Annotated in this window: 19 protein-coding genes; 7 read left to right on the forward strand and 12 right to left on the reverse strand. The window is 77.2% G+C overall.

Going from position 1 to position 22,019, the window contains the following annotated elements; translation table 11 throughout:
* Window positions 1-30: 30 nt before the first annotated feature.
* The 5 genes from ACFYWL_RS11145 to ACFYWL_RS11165 all read left to right on the forward strand — a co-directional run bounded on the left by ACFYWL_RS11145 (window position 31) and on the right by ACFYWL_RS11165 (window position 7,167).
* Window positions 31-1,302 carry a cytochrome P450 gene (locus ACFYWL_RS11145; protein ID WP_386970439.1) on the forward strand — a complete coding sequence of 424 codons (1,272 nt, stop codon included), beginning with the start codon at window positions 31-33 and terminating at the stop codon, window positions 1,300-1,302.
* On the forward strand, window positions 1,295-3,109 hold the full coding sequence (locus ACFYWL_RS11150) for a condensation domain-containing protein (RefSeq protein ID WP_386970441.1): 1,815 nt from the start codon (window positions 1,295-1,297) through the stop codon (window positions 3,107-3,109). The genes ACFYWL_RS11145 and ACFYWL_RS11150 overlap by 8 nt, the downstream gene beginning before the upstream one ends.
* A 103-nt stretch (window positions 3,110-3,212) precedes the next feature.
* Window positions 3,213-4,472: a beta-ketoacyl-ACP synthase II gene (gene fabF / locus ACFYWL_RS11155; protein ID WP_386970444.1), complete on the forward strand. Its 1,260-nt coding sequence runs from the start codon at window positions 3,213-3,215 to the stop codon at window positions 4,470-4,472.
* Window positions 4,469-5,554 (forward strand): branched-chain amino acid aminotransferase, encoded by a 1,086-nt coding sequence (locus ACFYWL_RS11160; RefSeq protein WP_386970447.1) that lies wholly within the window; start codon window positions 4,469-4,471, stop codon window positions 5,552-5,554. The genes fabF and ACFYWL_RS11160 overlap by 4 nt, the downstream gene beginning before the upstream one ends.
* Window positions 5,554-7,167, forward strand: coding sequence for a polyketide synthase (locus tag ACFYWL_RS11165; RefSeq protein ID WP_386970450.1), 1,614 nt, complete (start codon window positions 5,554-5,556; stop codon window positions 7,165-7,167). The genes ACFYWL_RS11160 and ACFYWL_RS11165 overlap by 1 nt, the downstream gene beginning before the upstream one ends.
* A 36-nt stretch (window positions 7,168-7,203) precedes the next feature.
* Here ACFYWL_RS11165 and ACFYWL_RS11170 read toward each other — a convergent pair whose 3' ends face one another.
* On the reverse strand, window positions 7,204-7,659 hold the full coding sequence (locus tag ACFYWL_RS11170) for a PaaI family thioesterase (protein WP_386970452.1): 456 nt from the start codon (window positions 7,657-7,659) through the stop codon (window positions 7,204-7,206).
* 158 nt (window positions 7,660-7,817) lie between these two features.
* Here ACFYWL_RS11170 and ACFYWL_RS11175 point away from each other — a divergent pair, with 158 nt between their 5' ends.
* The gene (locus tag ACFYWL_RS11175) at window positions 7,818-9,131 is read left to right on the forward strand and encodes a helix-turn-helix domain-containing protein (RefSeq protein ID WP_386970455.1); all 1,314 of its coding nucleotides are present in this window, start codon (window positions 7,818-7,820) and stop codon (window positions 9,129-9,131) included.
* On the opposite strand, the gene ACFYWL_RS11180 is transcribed toward ACFYWL_RS11175, so the two are convergent.
* On the reverse strand, window positions 9,124-9,831 hold the full coding sequence (locus tag ACFYWL_RS11180) for a response regulator transcription factor (protein ID WP_386970458.1): 708 nt from the start codon (window positions 9,829-9,831) through the stop codon (window positions 9,124-9,126). The two genes, ACFYWL_RS11175 and ACFYWL_RS11180, sit on opposite strands and share 8 nt — an antisense overlap.
* A 75-nt stretch (window positions 9,832-9,906) precedes the next feature.
* Entirely contained in the window at window positions 9,907-10,431 is a 525-nt protein-coding gene (locus ACFYWL_RS11185) for a response regulator transcription factor (RefSeq protein ID WP_386970461.1), read from the reverse strand.
* A gap of 273 nt (window positions 10,432-10,704) precedes the next feature.
* Here ACFYWL_RS11185 and ACFYWL_RS11190 point away from each other — a divergent pair, with 273 nt between their 5' ends.
* Entirely contained in the window at window positions 10,705-11,493 is a 789-nt protein-coding gene (locus ACFYWL_RS11190) for a BTAD domain-containing putative transcriptional regulator (protein WP_386970463.1), read from the forward strand.
* Here the strand turns inward: ACFYWL_RS11190 and ACFYWL_RS11195 are convergent.
* From ACFYWL_RS11195 to ACFYWL_RS11235, 9 genes are read right to left on the reverse strand one after another with little or no spacing between them, the layout of a single operon-like run.
* Window positions 11,480-12,634, reverse strand: coding sequence for a zinc ribbon domain-containing protein (locus tag ACFYWL_RS11195; protein ID WP_386970466.1), 1,155 nt, complete (start codon window positions 12,632-12,634; stop codon window positions 11,480-11,482). The genes ACFYWL_RS11190 and ACFYWL_RS11195 overlap by 14 nt on opposite strands.
* Window positions 12,631-13,200 (reverse strand): phage tail protein, encoded by a 570-nt coding sequence (locus ACFYWL_RS11200; protein WP_386970469.1) that lies wholly within the window; start codon window positions 13,198-13,200, stop codon window positions 12,631-12,633. Before ACFYWL_RS11200 ends, ACFYWL_RS11195 begins: the two co-directional genes overlap by 4 nt.
* A 17-nt stretch (window positions 13,201-13,217) precedes the next feature.
* Entirely contained in the window at window positions 13,218-15,179 is a 1,962-nt protein-coding gene (locus ACFYWL_RS11205; protein WP_386970472.1) for a putative baseplate assembly protein, read from the reverse strand.
* Window positions 15,179-15,625 carry a GPW/gp25 family protein gene (locus ACFYWL_RS11210; RefSeq protein ID WP_386970476.1) on the reverse strand — a complete coding sequence of 149 codons (447 nt, stop codon included), beginning with the start codon at window positions 15,623-15,625 and terminating at the stop codon, window positions 15,179-15,181. Before ACFYWL_RS11210 ends, ACFYWL_RS11205 begins: the two co-directional genes overlap by 1 nt.
* Before the next feature lie 6 nt (window positions 15,626-15,631).
* Window positions 15,632-16,003, reverse strand: a complete 372-nt coding sequence (locus ACFYWL_RS11215) for a PAAR domain-containing protein (RefSeq protein ID WP_052503541.1) — start codon at window positions 16,001-16,003, stop codon at window positions 15,632-15,634.
* A 14-nt stretch (window positions 16,004-16,017) separates the two neighbouring features.
* Complete coding sequence (locus ACFYWL_RS11220; protein WP_386970479.1) at window positions 16,018-17,781, reverse strand: VgrG-related protein; 1,764 nt, start codon at window positions 17,779-17,781, stop codon at window positions 16,018-16,020.
* Window positions 17,768-18,499 (reverse strand): peptidase M23, encoded by a 732-nt coding sequence (locus tag ACFYWL_RS11225; protein ID WP_386970482.1) that lies wholly within the window; start codon window positions 18,497-18,499, stop codon window positions 17,768-17,770. The genes ACFYWL_RS11220 and ACFYWL_RS11225 overlap by 14 nt, the downstream gene beginning before the upstream one ends.
* Entirely contained in the window at window positions 18,496-18,927 is a 432-nt protein-coding gene (locus ACFYWL_RS11230; protein ID WP_043960744.1) for a phage tail protein, read from the reverse strand. The genes ACFYWL_RS11225 and ACFYWL_RS11230 overlap by 4 nt, the downstream gene beginning before the upstream one ends.
* A gap of 36 nt (window positions 18,928-18,963) precedes the next feature.
* Window positions 18,964-22,014 (reverse strand): hypothetical protein, encoded by a 3,051-nt coding sequence (locus ACFYWL_RS11235; RefSeq protein WP_386970488.1) that lies wholly within the window; start codon window positions 22,012-22,014, stop codon window positions 18,964-18,966.
* Between the last annotated feature and the right edge of the window lie 5 nt (window positions 22,015-22,019).

Genomic DNA, 22,019 nt, shown 5'->3' on the forward strand with positions numbered 1-22,019 from the left:
CAGCCACAGCGAAGTCCGGAGGACCCGTCAGTGACCAGCGCAACGCACACCGAAGAGTTCGACCCCTTCTCCCCGAGCGCCATGGACAACCCCTATCCCGCGTACGCCGAGCTGCTGCGCCACGAGGAGCCGCTGTACCTGGCCGACCGCGACATGTGGCTGGTCATCCGGTACGACCACGTGCGCGCGGCGGCGAAGGACCACGGGGGCCTCTCCTCCGCCGAGGGGATCGCCTACCACCGGTCCACGCTGCCCGTGCTGTTCGGGCTCGACCAGCCCGACCACACCCGGATGCGCGGGCTGATCCGGCACGACTTCTCGCCCCGTGGCGTGCAGTTCTGGCGGCCGTTCATCGAGCAGGTCTGCGGCGAGCTGCTCGACGAGGCCGTCGCCACCGGCGACATCGACCTCGTCCAGCAGGCGATCATCCTGCTGCCCGTCAAGGTCGTCACCACGATCGTCGGGGTGCCCAGCGACAACCTCGCCAAGCTCAAGCTGACCGCCGGGGTGCTGGAGAGCTTCATCGCCAACGCGAAGGTCGGCGAGGACGCCCCGGACGACCCCGACGAGAACGCGCTGCGGCTGCGGGCCGCCAAGTCCGCGCTCTCCTCCGTCGCCGGCCTGTCCACGTTCCTCGGCGGGCTGCTGGAGGAACGCCGGGCGCAGCCGCCCCGCAGCGACGTGGTGTCGAAGCTGTTCGCCGCCGCCGAGAAGGGCGGGGTGACCGAGAACGAGATCCTCTGGCTCTGCCTCACCCTGCTCGTCGGCGGCCAGGAGACCATGACGCACTTCCTGGGCAACATGCTGGACGCGCTGCTCAACCACCCCGACCAGTTCCGCCTGGTGCGCAGCCGGCCCGACCTGGTCCCGGCGACGATCGAGGAGACGGCCCGCTTCTACCCGCCCGTGCAGAACGTCTTCCGCACCGCCACGACCGACGTCGTCGTCGGCAACACCACCATCCCGAGGGACGCCCGGGTCGAGCTGTCGTTCGCGGCGGCCAACCGTGACCCGCGCAAGTTCCCCGACCCCAACGCCTACCGGATCGACCGCCGCACCGACGGCCACCTGGGCTTCGGGGCGGGCATCCACACCTGCGTCGGCATGCACCTGGCCCGCCTCCAGGCGGCCACGTTCCTGCGCCTGCTCATCGACCGCACCGACGACATCGAGCTGATCGGCGAGTTGGTCAAGGTGCCGAGCCCGGCCTTCCGGGGGCTCGACCACCTGCCGCTGCGCCTCACCCCGAAGGGCGGTCGCCCGGCCCCCGCCGCGCCGGCGAACGGAGGGCCCCGTGCGTGACGCGACCACCGGCGGCACGCCGGACCCTGCCGTGCTCGATGTGCCGTTCGCCGTCGGCGAGGCCGCGTCCGGGCCGCTGACCTGGGCGCAGAGCGTGATGTGGGACGCGATGCAGTGGTTCGGCAAGGAGGCGAACCAGTTCAACATCGGCCAGCCCCTCGTGCTCGCCGAGCCCGTCGGGCAGGCCCGGCTGCTCGCGGCCCTGCGGGGCCTGGTCGAGGCGCACCAGACGCTGCGGACCCGGTACGTGGCCCGGTCGGGCCAGCCCCGCCAGGAGGTCCACGCCTCGGGGGCGTACGACGTCGAAGTGGTCGACGGGCACGGTGACCCGGCGCGCGTCGCGGGGGAGCTGGCCGGGCGGCTGGCCGAGACCGCGTTCGACCACGAGGCCGAGTGGCCGCTGCGGGTCGGCTGCGTCGTCGACGGGGAGCGCCGGGTCACCGCCGTGGCGCTCGTCGGGTCGCATCTGGCGTTCGACGGCTGGGCGTTCAACACGTTCGTCGACCTCCTGCTCGCCCGGCTCACCGGCGAGCCGGACCAGCCGGAGCAGCCGCAGCAGCCGGACCAGCCGGAGCCGGCATCGCCGCCGGCCGCCGGGCAACAGCCGGCGTCGGCCGGCGGGGGCGTGCCGCAGGCGCTGGAGCAGGCCGCCTTCGAGGGCTCACCCGCCGGCCAGCGGCAGAGCCGGCTCGGGCTGCGGCACTGGGAGCAGGGCCTGTCGACCGCGCCGGCCTCCATGTTCGACCTGCCGCGCGCCACCACCGGCGACCAGCCCATCGAGCGGCACCTGCTCGACTCGGCGGCGGTCGCCGCGGCGGCGGCCACCCTCGCGGCGCGCACCCGCACGTCGTTCTCGACCGTGCTGCTCTGCCTCACCACGCTCGTGCTGACCGCCTACAACGGCCACGACACGGCCGTGTTCAAGCTGATCACGGGCAACCGGCTCGACCGGCGCAGCCGCGACCTGATCGCGCTGAACACCCTGGACGCGCTGCTGGCGTTCGCCGTCCCGCGCGACGTCGACCTGCTCACCGCCATCCGGCAGACCCACCGCCCCGCGTTCGACGCGTACCGCCGGGCGCAGTGCGACCCGCGCGCCGTCCGGACGGTGGTCGAGGAGGTGGGCCGGCGGCGGGGCGTGTCGTTCGACCTCTCCACCTACTTCAACAACGGGCACCGGGGCAACGACTGGGCCGTCACGGGCCCGGAACCGGGGCCGGACCGGCTCGCCGAGCTGCGCCGCGAATCCCGCTACACGCGGCTGGACCCGCTGCCCCGCAGCGACATGAAGTTCATGGTCGCCGCCAGCAACGCCGGCGGGGGCGTCTGCCGCCTCGGCCTGCTGGTGGACACGACGTACCTGCCGGGCGCGCTCGGCGAGATCATCGTGCGGGGCATCGAGACGCTGCTGTGCGACGCGGTCGCCGACGAGATCGGCGTCGCCGAGATCCCCGGCCGGATCGGCCTCACTCCCGCCGCCCGGGGCGCGGACTGGGTGCGTACCCCCGCCGGCTGGGTGCGCCCCGCCGACGTGGCGGAGCTGGTCCGCGAGGCGGCCGGGGGCGTCGAGGTCGCCGTCCTGCCCGCCGGGCCCGCGCCGGGCACCGGGCTGACGGCGTACGTCGCCGACGCCTCGGCCGTACCGGAGGAGCTGCACCGGCGCGTGCTCGACCTGCTGCCGGGCCGCCCGGGCGTGGCCGCGCCCGACGGGTACGTCGCCTGCGCGGCGGCCCCGCCCGCCGGGGCCGGGCCCGACGCCTGGCGGGGCCTGCCCGTCGCGGCGCGTGGCCCGGGGCGGCCGGCGTGAGCGGGGCGGCCGGCGACCGCCGCGCGGACAACTGCCGCGCGGTGACGGCGATTGATAGTCTGCGGTGGGTCGTTCGATGCCTGAGAAGTGGGGCCGTGGCGGGATGGTAGGGGGCGACGTCGTCATCACCGGCATCGGCGCCGTCACGCCGCTCGGCCTCGACCGGGAGAGCACCTGGCACGGCCTGCTGGCCGGCAAGTCCGGCGTCGGTGCGATCACCGCGTTCGACGCCGCCGACCTGCCCACCCGCATCGCCGCCGAGGTGCGCGGCTTCGACCCGGCGGCGCACTTCACCCCGAAGCGGGCCCGCCGGATGGCGCGGTTCAGCCAGTTCGCGGTCGTCGCCGCGCGGGAGGCGGTCGCCGACGCGCGCCTGAGCGTCGACCCCGACCACGCCGACCGGGTGGGCGTGGTGGTCAACGCGGCCGTCGCCGGCTTCGACACCGTCGAGGCGGCCACCCGGGGGCTCCTCGCGGCCGAGCCGTCCGCGCCCAGCGCCCAGTTCGTGCCGTCCTCCCTGACCAACATGCCGGCCTGCGAGATCGCCATCGACCTCGGCGCGCACGGGCCCGTCAACGCCAGCGCCCTGGCCTGCGCCAGCGGCGCGTACGCGCTGCTCGACGCCCGCCGCCTGATCCTCAGCGGCGAGGCGGACGTGGTCGTCTGCGGCGGCACCGACGCGGCGATCACCCCGGCCATGTTCGCCGGCCTGGTGAGCATGGGCGCGATGTCCGAGCGCAACGCCGACCCGGCGGGCGCCAGCCGGCCGTTCTCCGCCGACCGCGACGGCTTCGTCTTCGGCGAGGGCGCGGTGGTGCTGGTCCTGGAGTCGGCCGAGCACGCCCGCCGCCGGGGGGCCACCCCCTACGCCACCCTCGCCGGTGGCGCGCTGACCAGCGACGCCTTCCACGTGAGCGCCCCCGCCCCGGGCGGCGTGCACGCCGCCGCGGCCATCAGGCAGGCCGTGGCCCGCTCCGGGCTGCGCCCCGACGACGTCGACTACATCTGCGCCCACGGCACCTCGACCAAGGCCAACGACCGCACGGAGACCATCGCGATCCGCGCGGCGCTCGGCGACGCCGCCGACCGGGTGGCGGTCAGCGCGCCCAAGTCGATGCTCGGCCACCTGATCGGCGCGGCCGGGGCGCTCGGCGCGCTGGTGTGCGCCATGGCGATCCGCGAGCAGGTCGTCCCGCCCACCATCAACCTGCACGAGCCGGACCCGGAGTGCGACCTGGACTACGTGCCGCACCAGGCCAGGGAGATGCCCGTGCGGGCCGCGCTCACCAACGCCTTCGGCTTCGGCGGGCAGAACTGCGTCGCCGTCTTCACCGAGCCACCGTCCCGAGGAGAGCCCAGATGACCGCCGAGTTCCGGTTGCGGCGCACCGACCACCCGACTCCCCCGCAGCAGCGGGAGGCGATCCTCGCTGATCCCGGGTTCGGCCGCCACTTCACCGACCACATGGCCACCGTGGCGTGGACGCCGGACGCCGGCTGGCACGACCACCAGGTCACCGCGCTGGCCCCGTTCACCCTGCACCCCGGCGCGGCCGTCCTGCACTACGCGCAGGAGATCCTCGAAGGGCTCAAGGCGTTCCGCCGCGCCGACGGCAGCATCTGGCTGTTCCGGCCCGGCCTCAACGCGCGCCGGTTCGCCATGTCCGCCGACCGGATGGTCCTGCCCGAGCTGGACGAGGAGACCTTCGTCGAGAGCGTCGCCGCGCTGGTCCGCGCCGACGAGGCGTGGGTGCCGCCGTACGGCGGGGAGCAGAGCCTCTACCTGCGCCCCTTCATGTTCGCCTCGGAGGCGTTCCTCGGCGTGCGGCCGGCGCAGCAGGTCACCTACTGCGTGATCGCCTGCCCGGCCGGGTCGTACTTCCCCAACGGGGTCACCGGCGTGACCCTGTGGATCTCCACGAAGTACAGCCGGGCGTCGATCGGCGGCACCGGGGCGGCCAAGTGCGGCGGCAACTACGCCGCCAGCCTCGCCCCGCAGCGCGAGGCGCTGGGGCACGGCTGCGAGCAGGTGCTCTACCTGGGCGGCGAGCAGCGGCGCGACATCGACGAGTCGGGCACCATGAACGTGTTCTTCGTGACCCGCGACCAGCAGCTCCTCACCCCGAGCCTCGGCACCATCCTCGACGGGGTGACCCGCGACAGCGTGCTGGCGCTCGCCGCCGAGCACGGCCTCGACCCCGTGGAGCGGTCGATCGGCATGGACGAGGTCCGCGACGGGCTCGCCGACGGCACGGTCACGGAGGCGTTCGCGGCCGGCACCGCCGCCGTGATCACCCCGATCATCGGGTTCAAGAGCGAGGAGTTCTCCGCCCCGGTCGGCGACGGCACCCCCGGCAAGCACACCCGCCTGTTCCGCACCCACCTGCTCGACATCCAGTACGGCCGGGCCGAGGACACCCACGGCTGGATGCACCGGGTCCTGTAGTGGGCACACCGATCGCCGTGGTCGGGATGGCCGTCCGCGCGCCGGGCGGCGTCGCCGACCTCGACGCGTACTGGTCGGCCATCCTGCACGCCCGCGACCTCACCGGCGACCTGCCGGCCGACCGGCGCGACGCGTTCGGCGCGGCGTGGGACGGCATGGTCACCCGGGGCGGATACCTCGACGCGGCGTTCGACTTCGACCCGAAGTTCTTCGGCATCGCGCCGAAGGAGGCCCGGGTGCTCGACCCGCAGCACCGGCTGCTGCTGGAGGTCGCCTGGGAGGCGTTCGAGCACGCGGCGATCCCCGTCGCCGCCGTCGCCGCGGCCACCGGCGTGTTCGTCGGCATCACCGGCCGGGACTACTGGCAGTGGCTCTCCGGCGACCCCAACTCGTACTGGACCATCGGCAACGGCCACGCCTTCGCCGCCGGCCGCGTCGCGTACACCCTGGGGTTGGGGGGCCCGGTGTTCGCGCTGGACACGGCGTGCTCGTCGTCGCTGGTGTCCGTGCACACCGCCTGCCGGGCGCTGGCCCACGGCGACTGCGACGTGGCCCTCGCGGGCGGCGTCAACCTCGTCCTGGCCCCGGGCACCACCCGGGCGGTGGCGCAGACCGGCGCGCTGTCGCCGCAGGGCCGCTCCCGGCCGTTCGACGCCGAGGCGAACGGCTTCGTCCGGGGCGAGGGCTGCGGCCTGCTGGTGCTCAAGCGGCTCGCCGACGCCCGCCGGGACCGTGACCGCGTCCTCGCGGTGATCGGCGGCACCGGCATCAACCACGACGGGCGTACGGCGACGTTCACGACGCCGAACGTGTCGGCCCAGGCGGGGCTCATCGACACCGTCCTCGCGGCGGCCGGTGTGTCCGCGCGGGACGTCGGCTACCACGAGGCGCACGGCACCGGCACCCCGCTGGGCGACCCGTCCGAGCTGGAGGCGGTGGTGGCCGCGCTCGGCCGCCGCGACGGCCGCCCGCTGTACGTGGGCTCGGTCAAGGGCAACCTCGGCCACACCGAGTCGGCCGCCGGGGTGCTCGGGCTGGTGAAGGCCGTGCTGTGCCTGCACCACCGCACGATCGCCCCGCAGGCCAACTACCGGGCGCTCAACCCGCGCGTCGACCTGTCGGGCACCGGCATCGAGATCCCAGGGACGCCGGTGCCCTGGGACGACCGGCTGGGCCCCTGCGCGTCAACGAGCTCGTACGGGATGAGCGGCACCAACGCCTTCGCGGTGCTGGCCCCGGCGCCGCCGCCCGAGCCGGTCGCAGCGGGGCCCGCCCCGCGCGGCTTCCCCGTGTCGGCCGCCACCCCGGGCGCGCTCGCCGAACTGGCCGGCCGGTACGCGGCGCACCTGGCCGCCCTGCCCGGGGCGGACTACCCGGCGTTCGCGTCCACCGCCACCGGCGGTCGTGCCCGGCTCAGGCACGCGGTGTGGGTCGAGGCGGCCGAGCCGGCCGGCGCGGCGGCGGCGCTGGCGGCCCTGGCCGCGGGCGAGGCGCACCCGGCCGTGCGGGCGCTCGGTGCGGACGAGCCGGTGCCGGCCGCGCCCGGCCGCGCGGTCGTCTCGCTGCCCGGCTACGCGTGGCAGCGCGGCACCTACCTCTCCGCCCCGGCCTGAGCGGCCCTGCCGGCACCCACGCTCCGGACCGAGCGGCTACGCGCCGGCCTGGGCGGCGAGCGTGGCCGCGCGGGCGGCCCGCGACGGCAGCGCGAAGTGCAGCGTGGCCATGGCGACCAGGCGGTCGCGGTGGTCCGTGGCCCGCGCGTCCACGACCGCCGAGCGGCTGGCGATGTTGACCACCTCGGCGGCGACCCGCAGCACGCCGGGCTCGGCCGGCTCCAGGAAACTGATGCTGCTGTTGGCCAGCGCCATCGCGGGCGTCGGCCCGACCAGCACGTTCACCGCGACGAAGCCGGCCAGGTCGATCGCCCAGAACATGGCCGGCCCGGACAGTGCGCCGTCGATGCGGCGTTCGAGCCCGTCGGGGCCGGCGGCGCAGACCACCCGGCCGCCGTCGATCGCCTCCACCCGGAGCCGGTCGGTGCCGGACAGGACCTCGGCCAGCCACGCCCGCGCCTCGTCGATCGCCATCACCGGTTGCCACGCCATGGCCACACTATAAGTCGTGATCGATCTTTTTCGGTCGTCTCGTACGGTGGGGCACGGTGCGGGCCCGGGCGGGACCGGGGTGGGCACCCGGCCCGCAGGTCTGTAACTATCCGTGGGGTGACGTTCACGGATGGAGTTGGTGTCCCGGGGGCACCGGGATGAGCGGTCGGCTGGGCACCCTGCTGCGACGGCACCGCACGGCCGCCGGCCTGACCCAGGAGGAACTGGCCGACCTGGCGGGCGTCGCCGTGCGTACGGTGCGCAACCTGGAGCTCGGCCGCGTCGCCCGGCCGCAGCGCCGCACCGTGCAGGAGCTGGCCGACCGCCTCAGCCTCTCCGAGCCGGACCGGTCCCGGCTGCTCACCGCCGCCCGCGGGGGCGGGTGGGACGACGGGGCCAGCTCCCTCCCCGGTGACCTGGCCGACTTCGCCGGCCGGGCCGGGGAGCTACGGCGGCTGGCCGGCGCGGCCGAGGCGGCCGGGCGGTCCGGCGTCAGCCAGGTCGTGGTCGTCAGCGGCGCGCCCGGGGTCGGCAAGTCCAGCCTGGTGGTGCACGCCGCCCACGAGCAGGCGCGCCGCTTCCCGGGCGGGCCCCTGTTCGTGGACCTGCGGGGCCTGGACGACGACCCGACGACCCCGGCGCAGGCCCTCGACCAGCTGCTGACCGCTCTCGGCGTGACCGCCCCGCCGCCCTCGACGGATGCCCGGCTGACCCTCTGGCGCACCCTCGCGGCCGACCATCGAGGGCTGCTGGTGCTGGACGACGCGCGGGACGAGGCGCAGGTGCGGCCCCTGCTGCCGGGCGGGCCGGGCTGGCTGGTGCTGGTGTCCAGCCGCAACGCGCTGGCCGGGCTGGTCGGGGCGGACCGGCTGCCGCTGGGCGTCCTGTCCGACGCCGAGGCGCGCACCCTGCTCGCCGCGTCGGTGGGCGGCGGGCGCATCGGCGTCGACGGCCCGGCGGCGGCGGAGCTGGGCCGGCTCTGCGGCGGGCTGCCGCTCGCCCTCCGGGCTGCCGCCAACCGGCTCGCGGTCCGCCCCGAGTGGAGCGTGCGGTGCCTCGTCGAGCGGCTCCGCGACGAGCAGCGGCGGCTCGACCTGCTGCGGGCCGGCGACATCCAGGTGCGCGGCGCGTTCGAGCGGTCGTACCGGCTGCTCGACCCGCCCGTCCGGCGCACGTTCCGGCTGCTGGGCGCGGCCCCGCTGCCGCAGTACGCCGCCCCGGTGGTCGCGGCGCTGTCCGGCGAGCCGGTGCCGGTCGCCGAGGACCGGCTCGACAGGCTGGTCGACGCGGGGCTGCTCGGCATTGGCGCGGCCCCCGGCCGGTACGTCCTGCACACCCTGCTGGCCCTGTTCGCCGCCGAGCGGTTCGCCGGTGACGAGACCGCCGGGGACCGGGAGGCGGCCCGGGACCGGCTGGCCGCGTACCTGCGGGGCCGGGGCACGGCGGCCGGGGAGCGCGACCTGCTCAGGTGACCCGGTCGGCGTTGCCCGGCCGCCGCCGCACCAGGCCGAGGGTGATCGCCTCGCGGGTCAGCTCGGCCTTGTTTCCGACGTCCAGCTTGGACCTGATCCGGGTGAGGTAGGTGTTCACCGTCGCCTCGGAGATGCCCAGCCGGCGCGCGGCCTGCGCGTGCGTCAGCCCCTGGGCGATCAGCGTCAGCGTCGCTGCCTCCCGGGGGGCGAGCGCCGGCCGGCCGGGCGGCCGGAAGCGCGCCCGGTCGCGGCCCGGGCCGGGCCCCGCCGCGCAGGCCGGGCCCCGGCCCCCGGCGGCCACCGGCCGGCCCGGCTCCGGGCCGGTCGCGCAGGCCCGGAGCCGGGCCGACAGCGTCGGGCACAGGTAGAACCCGCCGGCCGCGGCCACGTCGAGGGCGATCCACAGCTGCGTACGCTCGGTCGCGGTGCTCACCACCGAACGGACGCCGGCCCGGATCGCGTCGAGCGTCGCGCCCTTCGCGGATTCCGGCACCATCACCAGCGTCGGGTGCCGGGCGCACGACCAGCGGACCACCTGCGCCGACGGGTCGACCAGGACCACGACCGTCCCCGCCCCGGCCGCCACCTCGCCCACCGCGTCGACGGTGCGCAGGCTCCGCACCCGGTCGTTGCCGTCGATGAGCTGGCGCACTCCGCGCCTGGCCAGCGGCTCGGCCACCACCACGCACACGTCGAACATCGCCCCACCCCTCGGTGAGCAGTCAACTACGGTGCGGCTAGCGGGGCGAGGCAAGACGACCGGCAAGAACGGGCGTCACGCCGACAGGTAGCCGAGTTCGACCGCGCGCCGGGTCAGCTCCGCCTTGTTCGCGGCCCCGAGCTTGCGGCGCAGCCGCTTGGCGTACGTGTTGACGGTCTGCTCCGTGACACCGAGGCGGTGGGCGACCTGCCGGTGGGTGAGGCCCTGGGCGATGCACCGCAGCGTCTCCACCTCCCGGGGCCCCAGCGACACCTCCGGTGCGCCCGGCGACGCCGGGCCGCCGCCGTCCGTCCGGCCGCCGACCAGCGCCGCCACGCTGCGCGACAGGTACGACCCGCCGGTGAGCACCGCCGAGCGGGCCAGCTCCAGCTCGTCGACGCCGTCGCCGTCGCGCAGGACGGCCCGGACCCCGGCGGCGAGCAACGCCAGCGGGTCGACCGTCGTGGCGTGGGGCAGCACGAGCAGCACCAGCCCGTCGGCGGTGAGCGCGGCCAGTTCCGGCCAGCGCTCGCCGCTCAGGCGGTCCCACCGGACGACGACCGGCGTGGGGCCGGCGTCGGGTGAATCGACGGTCGGCATCAGGCTGCTCCTGGAAAGAGGGGTGCCCGAACCCCCAACGTGTACCGAGCGCTACCGATGGTAGATGCCGGAGAAGTCCCCAAAATGATGGCTGTCCATGTCCCCCGCGCGCCGCGCACACTGTCCCCCGCGGCGTCGACGTCGCCACCTCCCCAGCCCAGCCGCCCCGCCTGCGCCGCCCCGGCGTCGTTGCCCTGCGCGGCCCGGTGCCGGCGTCCGGCGCGGAACCGGCGCGCGGTCGGCGTCGCCGTGGCGACAAGGGAGACAGATCATATGATTTCAAGGGATCGCCCGACCGCTCCGGCAGAACACGCGCGCCTGTGGCTGCGGTGCTTCGGCGGGTTCCGGCTGGAACTGGACGGCGTCCCGGTCGGCTGGTCGGGCGTCCGGCCCCGGGTCCGGACCCTGATGCGCTACCTGGCGGCCGAGGCCGGCCGGCCCGTGCACCGGGAGCGGATCATGGCAGCGCTCTGGCCGGAGCTGCCGGAACGGGCCGCCGTCAACAACCTGCACGTGAGCGTGTCGACCCTGCGCACCTTCCTGGAGCCCGGGGTGGCCCGGGGCGCGTCCCGGTTCGTCGTCCGGGACGGGGCGTCGTACCTGCTGGACCCGGGGCCGGGCGGCGGCAGCGACGTGCTGGCCTTCGAGGCGGCGCTGGCCGTCGCCCGGCACGCCGGGCCGGGCGACGCCACCACGGTCACCGGGGCGCTACGCGGCGCCCTCGACCACTACACCGGTGACCTGCTGCCGGAGGACGGGACCGCCGAATGGGTGGTCGCCGACCGGGAACGGTACCGGGCGCGGGCGACGGAGGCGGCGGCGCTGCTCGCCCGGGTGGAACTCGACCGGGGGCGGGCGCGGGCGGCGGTGCTGGCCGCCCGGCGGGCGCTGGAGCTGGACGGCTACCACGACGACGGCTGGCGGCTGCTCGTGGCCGCGCAGCGCCGGGCCGGCGACGTGGCCGCGTCCCGGCGCAGCCTGCAGACGTACGAGCGGGTGCTGCGGTCGCTGGGCGTGACCCGCCCGGCGGCCGTCCGGCCCGTGCACGTCACGGCCGCCTGAACACCTCCACCTCGGCCAGCGCCACCTCCCGCCCTCGCTGCGCGCCGTAGCTGGCGTCGATGGTCAACCGGAGGCGGGTCACCCCGCCCACCACGTGGTGGAAGGTCTGCGGCCCCGGCCGGTCGGTCAGGCGTAGCTGCCGGGTGGTGCTCGGGCCGTCCCCGGTCCACAGGGTCATCGTCAGCTCGGCCGGCCGCGCCTGCCGCACGAAGGCGTCCTGCTGCGGCGACGCCCCGGCGTGCACGATCAGGTCCATCAGCCGGATCGGCGGGTCGAAGGTCAGCTCCACGTACTGGCCGGTGGCGGGCCGGTCGGCGGCCGGCGCCCAGTACCTGTTGTTCAGGCCGTCCACCACGGACCGGGCCGGGTGCCCGCGCGCCTCGCTGGAGGCCACCACGCCGTCGGGCAGGACGGCCTCGGGCGTCGCCGTGCGGTCCCGCACCGCGTCGACGGCCCGGGGGCCGAACCGGACCGCCGCCCAGACCGCCACGGCGAGCAGGGCCAGGACGACCAGCACCGCGAGCAGCCGGCGCAGCCCGCCCCGGCCGGGTCGCCGCCGGGGCCAGCGCAGGCGACGCCACCACGGCACGGCCGCCGCCGGCCCGGCCGGCGCGGCCAGCGGCCGGCCGCAGCGGCGGCAGAACGACCGGCCCGCCGGGTTGCCGGTGCCGCAGGCCGGGCAGACCACGTCGCCCGGTGCGCCGGCACCGTCCCCGGCGAAGTCGCGGACCACCGGCGCGGGGGCCGTGGGCAGCCCCGGCTGCACCGCGCGGGGCTGGTCGGCGGCGGGCGGCGGCTCGGCGGGGGCCGATGCGGGCGCACCCTCGGGCCGATCGGGCTCGTCGTCGACCGGACGCACCGGCACGACGAGCGCGGCGGCCCGCCGCGCGGCGGCGGCCTCGGCGGCCTCGACAGGCTCGGCGGCGGTGTCCGCGACGGGCCCGGCCGTGGCGTCGCGGTCCGTGGCGGCGCGGTCCGTGGCGTCCTGGGGCGTGGCGTCGCGGGGCGTGGCGGCGCGGGCCGTGGCCGCCGTGGCGGGCGGCGGCGCGGTGTCGTCGTTCCAGGCGAGGAAGGCGCCGCAGTTGCCGCAGAACCCGTCGCCGGGCGTCACCTCCGCGCCGCAGTTGTCGCAGGTCCTCATCGCGCCCCGCCCGCCGCCGGGCCGCCGTCGGGCGGCAGCACCTCCAGCGTGTACGGCACGTGCGCCGGCCGGTTCGCCTCGATGACCGCCCGCAGCCGCGCCGCGAGCACCGGCCCCGGCTCGGCGACGCGGACCCGCACCGTCAGGGCCGGCTCGGGGGAGCCGGGCAGCTCCCCGCCGGGGGTGGCCGACCAGGCGGTCCCGCCGCTCTCGACGACCTCCGCGGCCAGCCCCGTGGCGAGCCGCACCTCCTCGGCGAGCGCGGCGGCCGTGCCGCGTACGCGGTGCCGGGCGACCGCACCGGCGACCACCCGTCGACGGTCGTCGCCGGCCCCGTCGGGCGGGCCGCCGGCGGCGACCCAGCCGCCCAGCCAGTCCACGAAGTCGGGCGGGGCCAGCGCCGGGTCGAAGTAGGCCCACAGGCTGTCCAGGGTGGCGTGCACCGGCGCGATCACCTGGTCGTACGCGCCGGTCAGGCGCTGGGCCAGGTCGTCGGCGGCGTAGACGGCGGGCAGCCGCCGACCCAGCGGATCGGGCGTGGCCAGCCCCTCGACGGCGGCGCGCATGCGAGCCCCCCTCCTGCTCAGGCACCCGACCGGTGCTCGTCGACGCGGACCTGGTGCTGGTGGGAGAAGACGAGGGCGTGCCGGTCCAGCTCGATCCGGGTCACCTGCTCGCCCCGGCGGCCCGTCAGCGGGTCGGCGGGGAACATGCGTACCTCCTCGACGACCTCGACCCCCGGCAGCCGTTGCAGGACCCCGAAGACCTCGCCGGAGTGCACCTGCCGCCCGAACGGCCAGCCGGTCCCCTCCGGCCCGCCGCGCACCGGGTCGAGGTAGCGGTAGAGGGTGGCCGTCGCCTCGGCCCGGAGCTGGGCGACGGCGGTGTCGGGGCGGGGGACGAGCCGGGCGACGACCGTGACGCCCTGATAGAACGGCGGCTCCACGACCAGCCGCGCCCCGATCGGGCGGCGGGCGTCCAGGTGCTCGGCGATGGTGGCCAGCATCCCGTCCGGGGGGACGAGGTCCTCGAAGTGGAGGCGGCCCTCCTCGTCGGCGACGGCCTCCGGCACCACCAGCAGGCGTACGCCGCCGGCCGCGCTGCCGTCGCCGGCGGGCAGGCACCGGACCCGGGCGGCGGCCGGGGACGCCTGCCGGGCCAGCAGCTCGTAGTCGCGGGCGGTGACCGCCCGGTCCTGGGCCCGTAGCTGCACCGGCCCCCGCAGGCGGGCCTCCGCGACGGTCTCCCCGTCGACGCCGCCGGTGGCGGGGGCCCGGTTCTCGACCCGCGACACGTACGGCATCGAGCTGCGCAGCACGGCCAGGGCGCCCCGGGCGACGTTGCCGCTGTGCCCGCCCCCGGTGCGGTAGCGGCGGACCCGGATCCGGGACCCGGCCGCCGGCACGGCGCCGTAGCGACGCAGGGTGCCGTCGGGCTGCCGGACGGCCGGGCCGAACAGGATCTCCCCGGCGGTGCGGTCCACGACGACGTGCCGGTCGCCCGGCCCGGAGCCGCCGAAGGTCTCCACCTCGGTCCACTCCAGCCACCCGGTGCCGTCGCTGGTCTCCACCACCAGCGGGTGCTCGTCGGGGACGATCGGCGGCCGGGCCACCGTCAACCGCTGGCCGGGCACCCCCTCCGCCTCGCCGACCTGCTCGCCGAGGACGGTCTCGGCGTGCACGGCGGCGACCGTGCCCCCGATGGTGGCCGCCTCCACCGAACGCACCGTGGGCGACGCGGCGTAGAACGGCTGGCCGGGCCGGGCCGCCACCAGCCGGCACCGCAGCCAGCCGGCCCGCTGCCCGGCCACCGCGGAGGTGACGTGGGCGGCGGGCACGTGCAGCACCACCTCGCCGGGCCGGTTCAGCCCGCCGGTGTCGTCGTGGTCGACGACGCACGGCGACCAGCCCTCACCCGTCCACGCCTCCCACACCAGCGGCGGCTGGCGCGGGTCGACGCCCACGCCCTCCACCCGGCTGTCCATCCGCAACAGCACCGCGCAGGACGGCACGGCGGCGGAGAGGCCGACGAGCATGGCGTCGCCCACCGACGGCACGGCGGGGAAGCAGGACACGTCCCGGCCGTCGAGCAGCTGCTCGGTCCGGTCCGCCGGCGGGCCCTCGGCGGGGTGGCTGCGCAGCCGGGCCAGCTCGCAGGGCACCACCGTCAGGTCCGCCGCGGTGGTGAACACGACGGCCTCGTCGGTCTGGGTGCGTTCCGTGCCGACCTCGGTGCCGGCGCGCAGCAGCACCGGCTGGGTCTGCGGGCCGGACAGCCAGAACGTGACGTCGCCCCGGGCGGCCGTGGGTGGGAACGGCCGCACCCCGATCAGGTCGAGGAACGCCAGGTAGTTCTTCTCCGGCACCCGGTTGAGCCGGTAGAGCAGTTGGTCGACCATGTGGGCGAACGTCTCGACCAGGGTCACCCCGGGGTCGGAGACGTTGTGGTCGCTCCACTCCGGGCAGCGCTGCTGGATGAAGCGTTTCGCCTCGTCGACGAGCTGCTGGAAGCGGCGGTCGTCCAGGTTGGGCGCGGGCAGCGGCATCAGGCGGCGCTTTCCTCGTGGTTGCTGCCCTCCGGCGAGAGGGCGCTGCCCTCGTGGGAGGGGATGACGTAGAACGGGAAGACCAGGTTGCGCGGGTCGTTGGTGCCCCGGATCGAGTAGCGGACGTCGATGTAGAGAACCCCGGCGTCCTCGGCGTCGAAGTTGATCACCACGTCGGTGACGTCGATGCGGGGCTCCCACCGGTCCAGCGCCCGGCGCACCTCGAAGGCGATCCGCCCGGCGGTGTTCTCGTCGGCCGGGGCGAAGACGTAGTCGTGCACCCCGCAGCCGAACTCGGGCCGCATCGGCCGCTCGCCGGGCGCGGTGCCGAGGATGAGCCCGATCGCCTCGACGATCTCCCGCTCCCGGTCCACCAGGGCGATCCCGCCGGTGGCGTCGGTGCGCAGCGGGAACGCCCAGCCCGCCCCGATGAACTGCTCGGCCACCGCGCCTCACCCGCCGATCAGCACGGTCGTCGCCCCGGTGCTCACCACGGCCTTGCAACCGGTGGCGTCGCCGCGCCGGGCCGCCTGGTGCCCGCCGATCAGCACCCGGCGCAGCGGCGGCGGCACCGCCGGCACGATCCGGTTGGTCAGCAGCAGCACGGCATGCTGCGGCGGCTTCTCGCAGACGCAGACCGTGCCGACCACCGCGGCCGGCCGGCCGGCGATGAGCACGCTGGACACCCCGAGCAGCGGGGCGCCGGGTGTGCCCGGCGGCAGGGCCTGCCCGCCCGGCGGCCCGATGGTCCCCGTGGGCGGCCCCGGGGTGACCCCGGTGGCCAGGTGGCTGATCTTGTCACCGATGCGCGCGGCCGGCGGCATGAGCGTCCCTCCGGTCAGTTGAGCTTCACGAGTGGTGCCTGGATGTCGACCTGGGTGCCGCCGTCGACGCTGACCGACCGGCCCCTCAGAGTCAGCTCGCCCGCCCCGGCGTCGAGGGTGATCCCCCGCCCCTTCACCGTGACCTGCTGCCGGGCCTCGATCTCGACGCTGCCGTCGCTGTGCACCACCACGGCCGTACGCCGGTCGTCGAGGTGCACGGTCAGCCGGTCCTGGGCCGTGGTCAGCCGGATCCCGCGCGGCCCCGAGGGCAGCGCCGACTCCAGGAACTCGATCCGGTCCCCGCGACGTGAGGCCAGCGAGCGCCGGTTGACCCGGCCCGACGAGGCGTCCACCAGCGCGCCCTCGTGCACCGACGGCTTGTCCACCCCGTTGTACAGCCCGCCGATGACGTACGGGCGGTCCAGCAGCCCCTGCTCGAAGCCGACCAGCACCTCGTCGTTGACCTCCGGGCAGAACACCCCGCCCCCGCCGACGCCGCCGAGCTGCACCGTACGCACCCAGTCCGTCTCGTAGTCCGGCGCGTCGGTCAGCCAGGGGAAGCGCAGCCGCACCCAGCCCTGGCCGACCCGCTCGGGGTGCCGGCGGTCCACGTCGGCCTTGGTGTTGGTGACGATCGCGACGGCCAGCCCTGGGATCCGGGTCGCCCGCGCGGGCGCGGCGGCCCCCGTGGTCAGGCCCCACGTCGACCGGTCCTGCCGGCCGCTGACCGTCAGCCACGTCTCGTAGAACTGGGCGGGGCCGAAGACGTGCCGGCTCGCCGTTATCGTGTACTTCCCCTCGAACGGGGCGCCCACCTGCTGCAACGACAGCGGCACCCCGGCCCGCAGCCGGGGGTTGCCCCGGATTCCCACCTCCAGCTCCGCGAACGCCCCCGTCACGTCGGCCGCCACCGCCCCGGCCACCGCCCGCGTCTCGGCCGCCGTTCGGTAGGGCACGTCCGCCACGCAGAGCCGGGCCGCGCCGAACGGCTGGGCCACCTTCGCCGGGGTGGTGCCGATCTGCACCTCGTCGCTGGCGTCGGTGGCGACCTCCGTGCGCACCGGCCGCTTCGCCCGCACGTCCCAGCCGCGCACCGTCACCCCGGACACCTGGCCGACGGAGGTGACGGTGGAGCGCACCGACAGCAGGTTCTCGTTCATCTCCACGACGAACGGGCTCTGCTCCGCGGTGACCCCCGCCCCCGGCGCGGCGGCGGCCCGCACCGACCGGCGGAAGAAGAACCGGCCGTCGACCACCACCACCTCGGCGTCGTTGTCGACCGCGAGCATCTTGAGGAACTCCCAGTCGTTGACGTTCGGCTGGGTGACCGTCTCGTACACCGTGGGGGTGGGGTCGATCCGGCCCACCGGGATCCCGGCGGCGGCGGCGACCTCCCGGGCGATGTCGGAGCCCTTGCGGTTGACGAAGCTGCGCACCCGCTGCCCCCGCATCAGCCGGTGCGACAGGTCCAGGGCGCGGACGGTGGTGAAGGTGCCGACCCCGTCGTACTCCGACTCCAGCGTCACCACCTCCCCGGCGAACAGCGGCAGCGGGGCGGCGTCGTGGCCGGTGCGGACCCGGACGGTCAGGTCGGTGCCGATGGTCACCCCGTTGTCCCGCAGGAACCGGCTGTGCTGGTCGCGGAAGCGCAGGGTCGCCGTGGCGGCCAGGTTCGTGCTGTCCTCCACCACCGCCGACACCAGCCGGTCGGCCCAGGCCCGGGGCAGCGCGCCGGGCAGGCCCACCACCAGGTTGTTGGTGTGGTCACCGCTGGACATCGTGGCCCTCCCCGGTGCGCAGTTCCTCTGGCGCGGGCAGCAGGAGTTGGCGGCCGGGGCGCAGCCGGACCGGATCGTCGATGTCGTTGGCCTCCGCGATGACCCGCCACGCCGTCGGGTCCCCGTACTCGCGGTGGGCCAGCAGCTCCAGGGAGTCCCCGGCGACCAGCCGGTGCACCCGGCGGGCGGTGCGGCTGCCCGACGTCGGGTTCTGCCCCGGGGTGGAGCCGCTGACCTCGTTGAGCGTCAGCGAGCAGGTAGCCCGCAGCGGGGTGCCGTCCGGGTCGAACAGGCTGTAGGTCGCGTTGACCTGGCTGACGTACGAGTAGAACGAGACGGTCTGGAACTGCCCCCAGGCGAACTTGACCCACGGCGGGGACGGCGCCTTCGCCGCGATGCTCGCCTTGGTCGGCACGCAGCAGGTGAGCAGGGCGTCGACCCGGTCCTGCACCGTGCGGGAGTGGGTGTCCGTGGCGTCGAGGAAGACCTCCAGGCTCAGCGTCCGGGGCCCGGAGCCGCTGAACTCGGCGACCCCGACGTCCGCCGCCCCGCGTACGACGTGCGGGATCCAGCTCGCCGACTTGGTCAGCGCGAGCTGCTGCGGGTTGAACATGAAGGTGATCGGCCCGCCGAGGGCCCCGCCCGGCTGGTTCCCGCCCGAGGTGGGCGGCTGGTACCGCTGGAGGTGCGCCGCCACCTTCCCGGCCCGCGACCTCATCCGCCGACCTCCAGGAAGCCGTGGTACGCCAGCTCGATGCTCTCGCTGGCCACCTCCGAGCGGTTCGGGTCGAACGACGGCCCGGACCACCGCACCAGGACCACGTCGGCCAGGCCCCACTGCACCAGCATCGCCAGGTCGGGCCGGAGCGCCGCGATCTGCGCGGTGCCCCGCCGCACCCCGCTGGGCAGTTGCGCGAGATAGCTGGAGACCTTGGCGGTGTCCCTGGTCAACGGGCGGGTCAGGGTGACGTTGGAGTAGCGCAGCCGCGACGGCAACTGCCAGACGAACTCGTTGTTGCCGCCCTCCTGGTACTGCTCCAGCTCCACCTCGCAGCCGAGCCCGTCGCAGCCGCTCCAGTCGCCCAGGTCGATGCCGTCGATCTGGAGCCGGAAGTGGACGCTCGTCCCCGGGTCGTCACCGGCCATCGCCGTCTCCCCTCTCGTGCTGATCGGTACGCCGGCTCATCGGACGCCGTCCCGCCACCGGCCGGTCCGTTCCCGGGCGGCCCGCAGGTCGGCCCGGACCAGCCGGCTGACCGGTTCGACGAGGCGGTGGGCCAGGGCGTCCAGGTGCCGCCGCTCCAGGCCCCGCAGCAGGGTCTCCGGGTCCGGCCCCGGGTCCCGCTCCGGGGTGGTCCCGACGGCGGTCCGCCGCTGGACGGCCCCGGCCGCCGGTGGGGTGGCCCGCCGCGCCGGCCCGCCGTCCCCCGGCCGGGCCCCGGTGGCGCTCGTCGTCCCGGTGCCGGCCGGCGCGTCCGGCCGGGCCGTGGACCGCTGGAGGGCCGCCGGGGCGCCGGTGTGCGGGCCGGTCGCCGTGGTCGTCCGCCGCGCCGGGCCCGTGGCGTCGTCCGGTCCGCCGGCCGCCGCCGGGCCCGCCGCCCGCCGCGTCGGCAGCGGTACGCCCGCGAAGCCGGCCTGCCGCCGCGACGTGCCGGGCGACGCGTGCGGTGCCGGGGCGGCCGGCCCGGCGGGGAGAAGCACGGGTGCCGGGCCCCGCCCGGCGCGTGCGCCACCGCCCGCCTGCCCGCCCTGACCGGCCCGGTCGTCGGGGCCGGCCCCGCCGGATCCGGTCGTGCCGTGCCCGCCCAGCGCCGGAACGTCGGATGCCCGGGCGCCCGTGGCCCTGCTCAGCCCGTCCACGCCGGACGGTCGCGGCCGGTGCCGGCCCGTCGGGGAGCGGCCTGCCCCGTCGTGCCGTCCGCCGGCCTGGGCCGCCGGGCGGGGCGTCGCGCCGCCCGCGCCCGCCCGGGGGGCCGGCTGGACGGAGGCCGGGTTGCCGGACGACGTCCCCGCCCCGCCGGACGGCCCCGCGGGGGCCGGGTCGGTGCTGCTCGCGCCGCGCGTCCGCCAGGTCACCGGCACCCCGGCCCGGGTGCCGGTCGGGGCCGCGCCGGCCGGATCCGGTGCCCCGGTCAGCAGGGGCAGCCCGCGTTCGGCCAGCAGCGGAACCCGGCGTGGGACGGCCGAACCGGGCGGCGCGGCCTGCGCAGCGGTGGCGGGCGGCGCGGCCTGCGTGACGGAAGCGGGCGGCGCGTCGTGCGGAACGCTTGCGGGCGGCGCGTCGCGGGGCCGGGCAGGCGTGGGCGGCGGCGCGCCCTGCGGGGCGACGCCGGTCGGCGGCACGCCCCGCGGCGTCGGGGCGGGCGGCACCGCGCGGTCGGCGGCGGCGCCCGGATCGGCGCCGCCGTGCGGGGCTGCCGCCGTCGAGGGTGCGGCTGCGGTCCCGGGCAGGTCTGCCGGCCGCCACCGGAGCCGCTGCACCACCGGCCGCGACGGGGCACCGGCGGCACCGCCCGACGCGCCGTCGACCGGGGCCCGGACCGGCGCACGTGACGGTACGGGCACGGCGCGGGGCGGGCCGTCCCCCACCGCGCGGCGCGGGCCGTCCGCGGTGGCGCGGCGCGGGTCGTCCACCGCGGCCGGCGACGACCGGGTGCCCTCCGCCGGGGCGGCCGGTTCGCCGGCCACGGCCGGCCGCGCGGGCCGAGGCGTGTCGCCGGCCGGGGCGGGAGACGGCGGCACGGCGGCCGGCCGAGCCGCACCGACCCGGGGGACGGCGACCGCCGAGGCGTCGGGCCGGGACGCCCCGGCCCGGGAGGCGTCGGCCGGGAGCGCGTCGGGGCTGGTGGGCGGGGTCGGGCGTACCACCGGGGGTGGACCGTCGGCGGGCAGCGGCGGTCCCAGGCCGGTGCGTCCGGGCCGGCGCTCCCCAGGGCCGGCCGGCCGGTCGCCGCCCGACCACGGGCCCGGGCCGGCGCTCGTCCCGGCCGGCGTGCGCTGCACCGTCGACGGGGGGCCGGAGGGTGCCCGGCCCGGCGGGCCGCCACCGGTGGCGGCGGCGGGCCCCGACGCGGCCGGCCGCCCGGCCGCGCCCGGCCGGGCGGTCTCGGGCAGCGCGGGCAGCGGGTCGCCGAGGCCGAGCCGGGCGGCGCGGCGCACCGGAGGCTCGGCGCGGCCCCGGGAAGGCCCACCGCGGACGGGCGGCGCGACCGGCCCGCCACCCGGGGCGTCCGGTGGGAGTCCGCCATCGGGCCCGGCGGGCGGGGCCGTGGCAGCCGGTCGGCCGGCTGGCCCGCTGCCGGCGACGCCGCTGGGCGGGACGCCGGCGGAGTGGGCGACGTCGGCGGAGTGGGCGGGGCTGGGGGCGGCCGGAACGGCGCGGGTCCGGCCGCCGGCCGGGGCGACGGGTCCGCCGGGGCGCGGCGCGGCGGCCGGTTGCAGATGACCCGTCACCGGGGGGACGGCGGTCGCCGTCGCGGGCGGCGCGGCCCGCCGGATCGTGGCCGGTGGACGGGCCGGTGCGTCGGGCAGCGGCGTGCCGGCCAGCCGCCGGATCGGGCCCGGCGGCGGCGCGGTGACCAGCGCCCCCGCCCCTGCCCCTGCCCCCGCCGCAGCGCCAGCCGGGCGCGGGCGCGGAGCCGACGCCGGGGTCGGGCCCGCGGTCCCCGCCGCTGCCGTGGCTGGGGCCGGAGCCAAGCGTGGGGTCGACGCCGATGCCCCCGCCGTGGCCGGGGCCCGCGCCGGCACGGTCAACTCGGTGCCGCCGGCCGCATCGGCGGCCGGGTGGTCCGCGCCCGGAGCCGGGTCGCCGGCGGGGAGACCGGCGACCCTCCGCTGGACGGCGGGCAGGTGCGGAGCCTGCCCCCGCCCGGCGTCCGGCCGGGCCGGGCGGGGCCGGGCCAGATCGTGGACGACTCCGAGCGGTGCCTGGTCGCTGACCAGGTGATCGAGCGGCGCGCGCAGGGTCGGGTCGCGGTAGGTGGCCAGCCGGTCGGTGAACCGGGGCAGGTCGGCGACCTGAAGCGGCCCCGTGGACACCGCCCGCCTCAGCGGCGGCAGCGCCCGCCAGCCGGGATCACCGGCACCGCCGGAACCCGTGGGGGCGGCGCTGGCGGGCGGCGTCGGGCCTGCCGGCCCGGCCGCGGCGGGGGACGGGCGGGCGTCGTCGGCGGAGCCGGTCACCCGGGCGCGGGTGCCAGCGGCCAGCCGCCGCAGCCTGTCGCGTAGCCCCATCGCGC

Source organism: Micromonospora sp. NPDC002575 (genome assembly GCF_042889525.1).
In the GTDB taxonomy this organism is placed as follows: domain Bacteria; phylum Actinomycetota; class Actinomycetes; order Mycobacteriales; family Micromonosporaceae; genus Micromonospora; species Micromonospora carbonacea.

Bases quoted from the DNA above. Each gene is read 5' to 3' on its own strand.
- ACFYWL_RS11215 (WP_052503541.1), bottom strand. From the start codon at position 16,003: ATGCCGCCGGCCGCGCGCATCGGTGACAAGATCAGCCACCTGGCCACC.
- ACFYWL_RS11195 (WP_386970466.1), bottom strand. From the start codon at position 12,634: ATGAGGACCTGCGACAACTGCGGCGCGGAGGTGACGCCCGGCGACGGG.
- ACFYWL_RS11235 (WP_386970488.1), bottom strand. From the start codon at position 22,014: ATGGGGCTACGCGACAGGCTGCGGCGGCTGGCCGCTGGCACCCGCGCC.
- ACFYWL_RS11200 (WP_386970469.1), bottom strand. From the start codon at position 13,200: ATGCGCGCCGCCGTCGAGGGGCTGGCCACGCCCGATCCGCTGGGTCGG.
- ACFYWL_RS11220 (WP_386970479.1), bottom strand. From the start codon at position 17,781: ATGTCCAGCGGTGACCACACCAACAACCTGGTGGTGGGCCTGCCCGGC.
- ACFYWL_RS11160 (WP_386970447.1), top strand. From the start codon at position 4,469: ATGACCGCCGAGTTCCGGTTGCGGCGCACCGACCACCCGACTCCCCCG.
- ACFYWL_RS11185 (WP_386970461.1), bottom strand. From the start codon at position 10,431: ATGCCGACCGTCGATTCACCCGACGCCGGCCCCACGCCGGTCGTCGTC.
- ACFYWL_RS11230 (WP_043960744.1), bottom strand. From the start codon at position 18,927: ATGGCCGGTGACGACCCGGGGACGAGCGTCCACTTCCGGCTCCAGATC.
- ACFYWL_RS11190 (WP_386970463.1), top strand. From the start codon at position 10,705: ATGATTTCAAGGGATCGCCCGACCGCTCCGGCAGAACACGCGCGCCTG.
- ACFYWL_RS11175 (WP_386970455.1), top strand. From the start codon at position 7,818: ATGAGCGGTCGGCTGGGCACCCTGCTGCGACGGCACCGCACGGCCGCC.
- ACFYWL_RS11225 (WP_386970482.1), bottom strand. From the start codon at position 18,499: ATGAGGTCGCGGGCCGGGAAGGTGGCGGCGCACCTCCAGCGGTACCAG.
- ACFYWL_RS11180 (WP_386970458.1), bottom strand. From the start codon at position 9,831: ATGTTCGACGTGTGCGTGGTGGTGGCCGAGCCGCTGGCCAGGCGCGGA.
- ACFYWL_RS11205 (WP_386970472.1), bottom strand. From the start codon at position 15,179: ATGCCGCTGCCCGCGCCCAACCTGGACGACCGCCGCTTCCAGCAGCTC.
- fabF (WP_386970444.1), top strand. From the start codon at position 3,213: ATGGTAGGGGGCGACGTCGTCATCACCGGCATCGGCGCCGTCACGCCG.
- ACFYWL_RS11170 (WP_386970452.1), bottom strand. From the start codon at position 7,659: ATGGCGTGGCAACCGGTGATGGCGATCGACGAGGCGCGGGCGTGGCTG.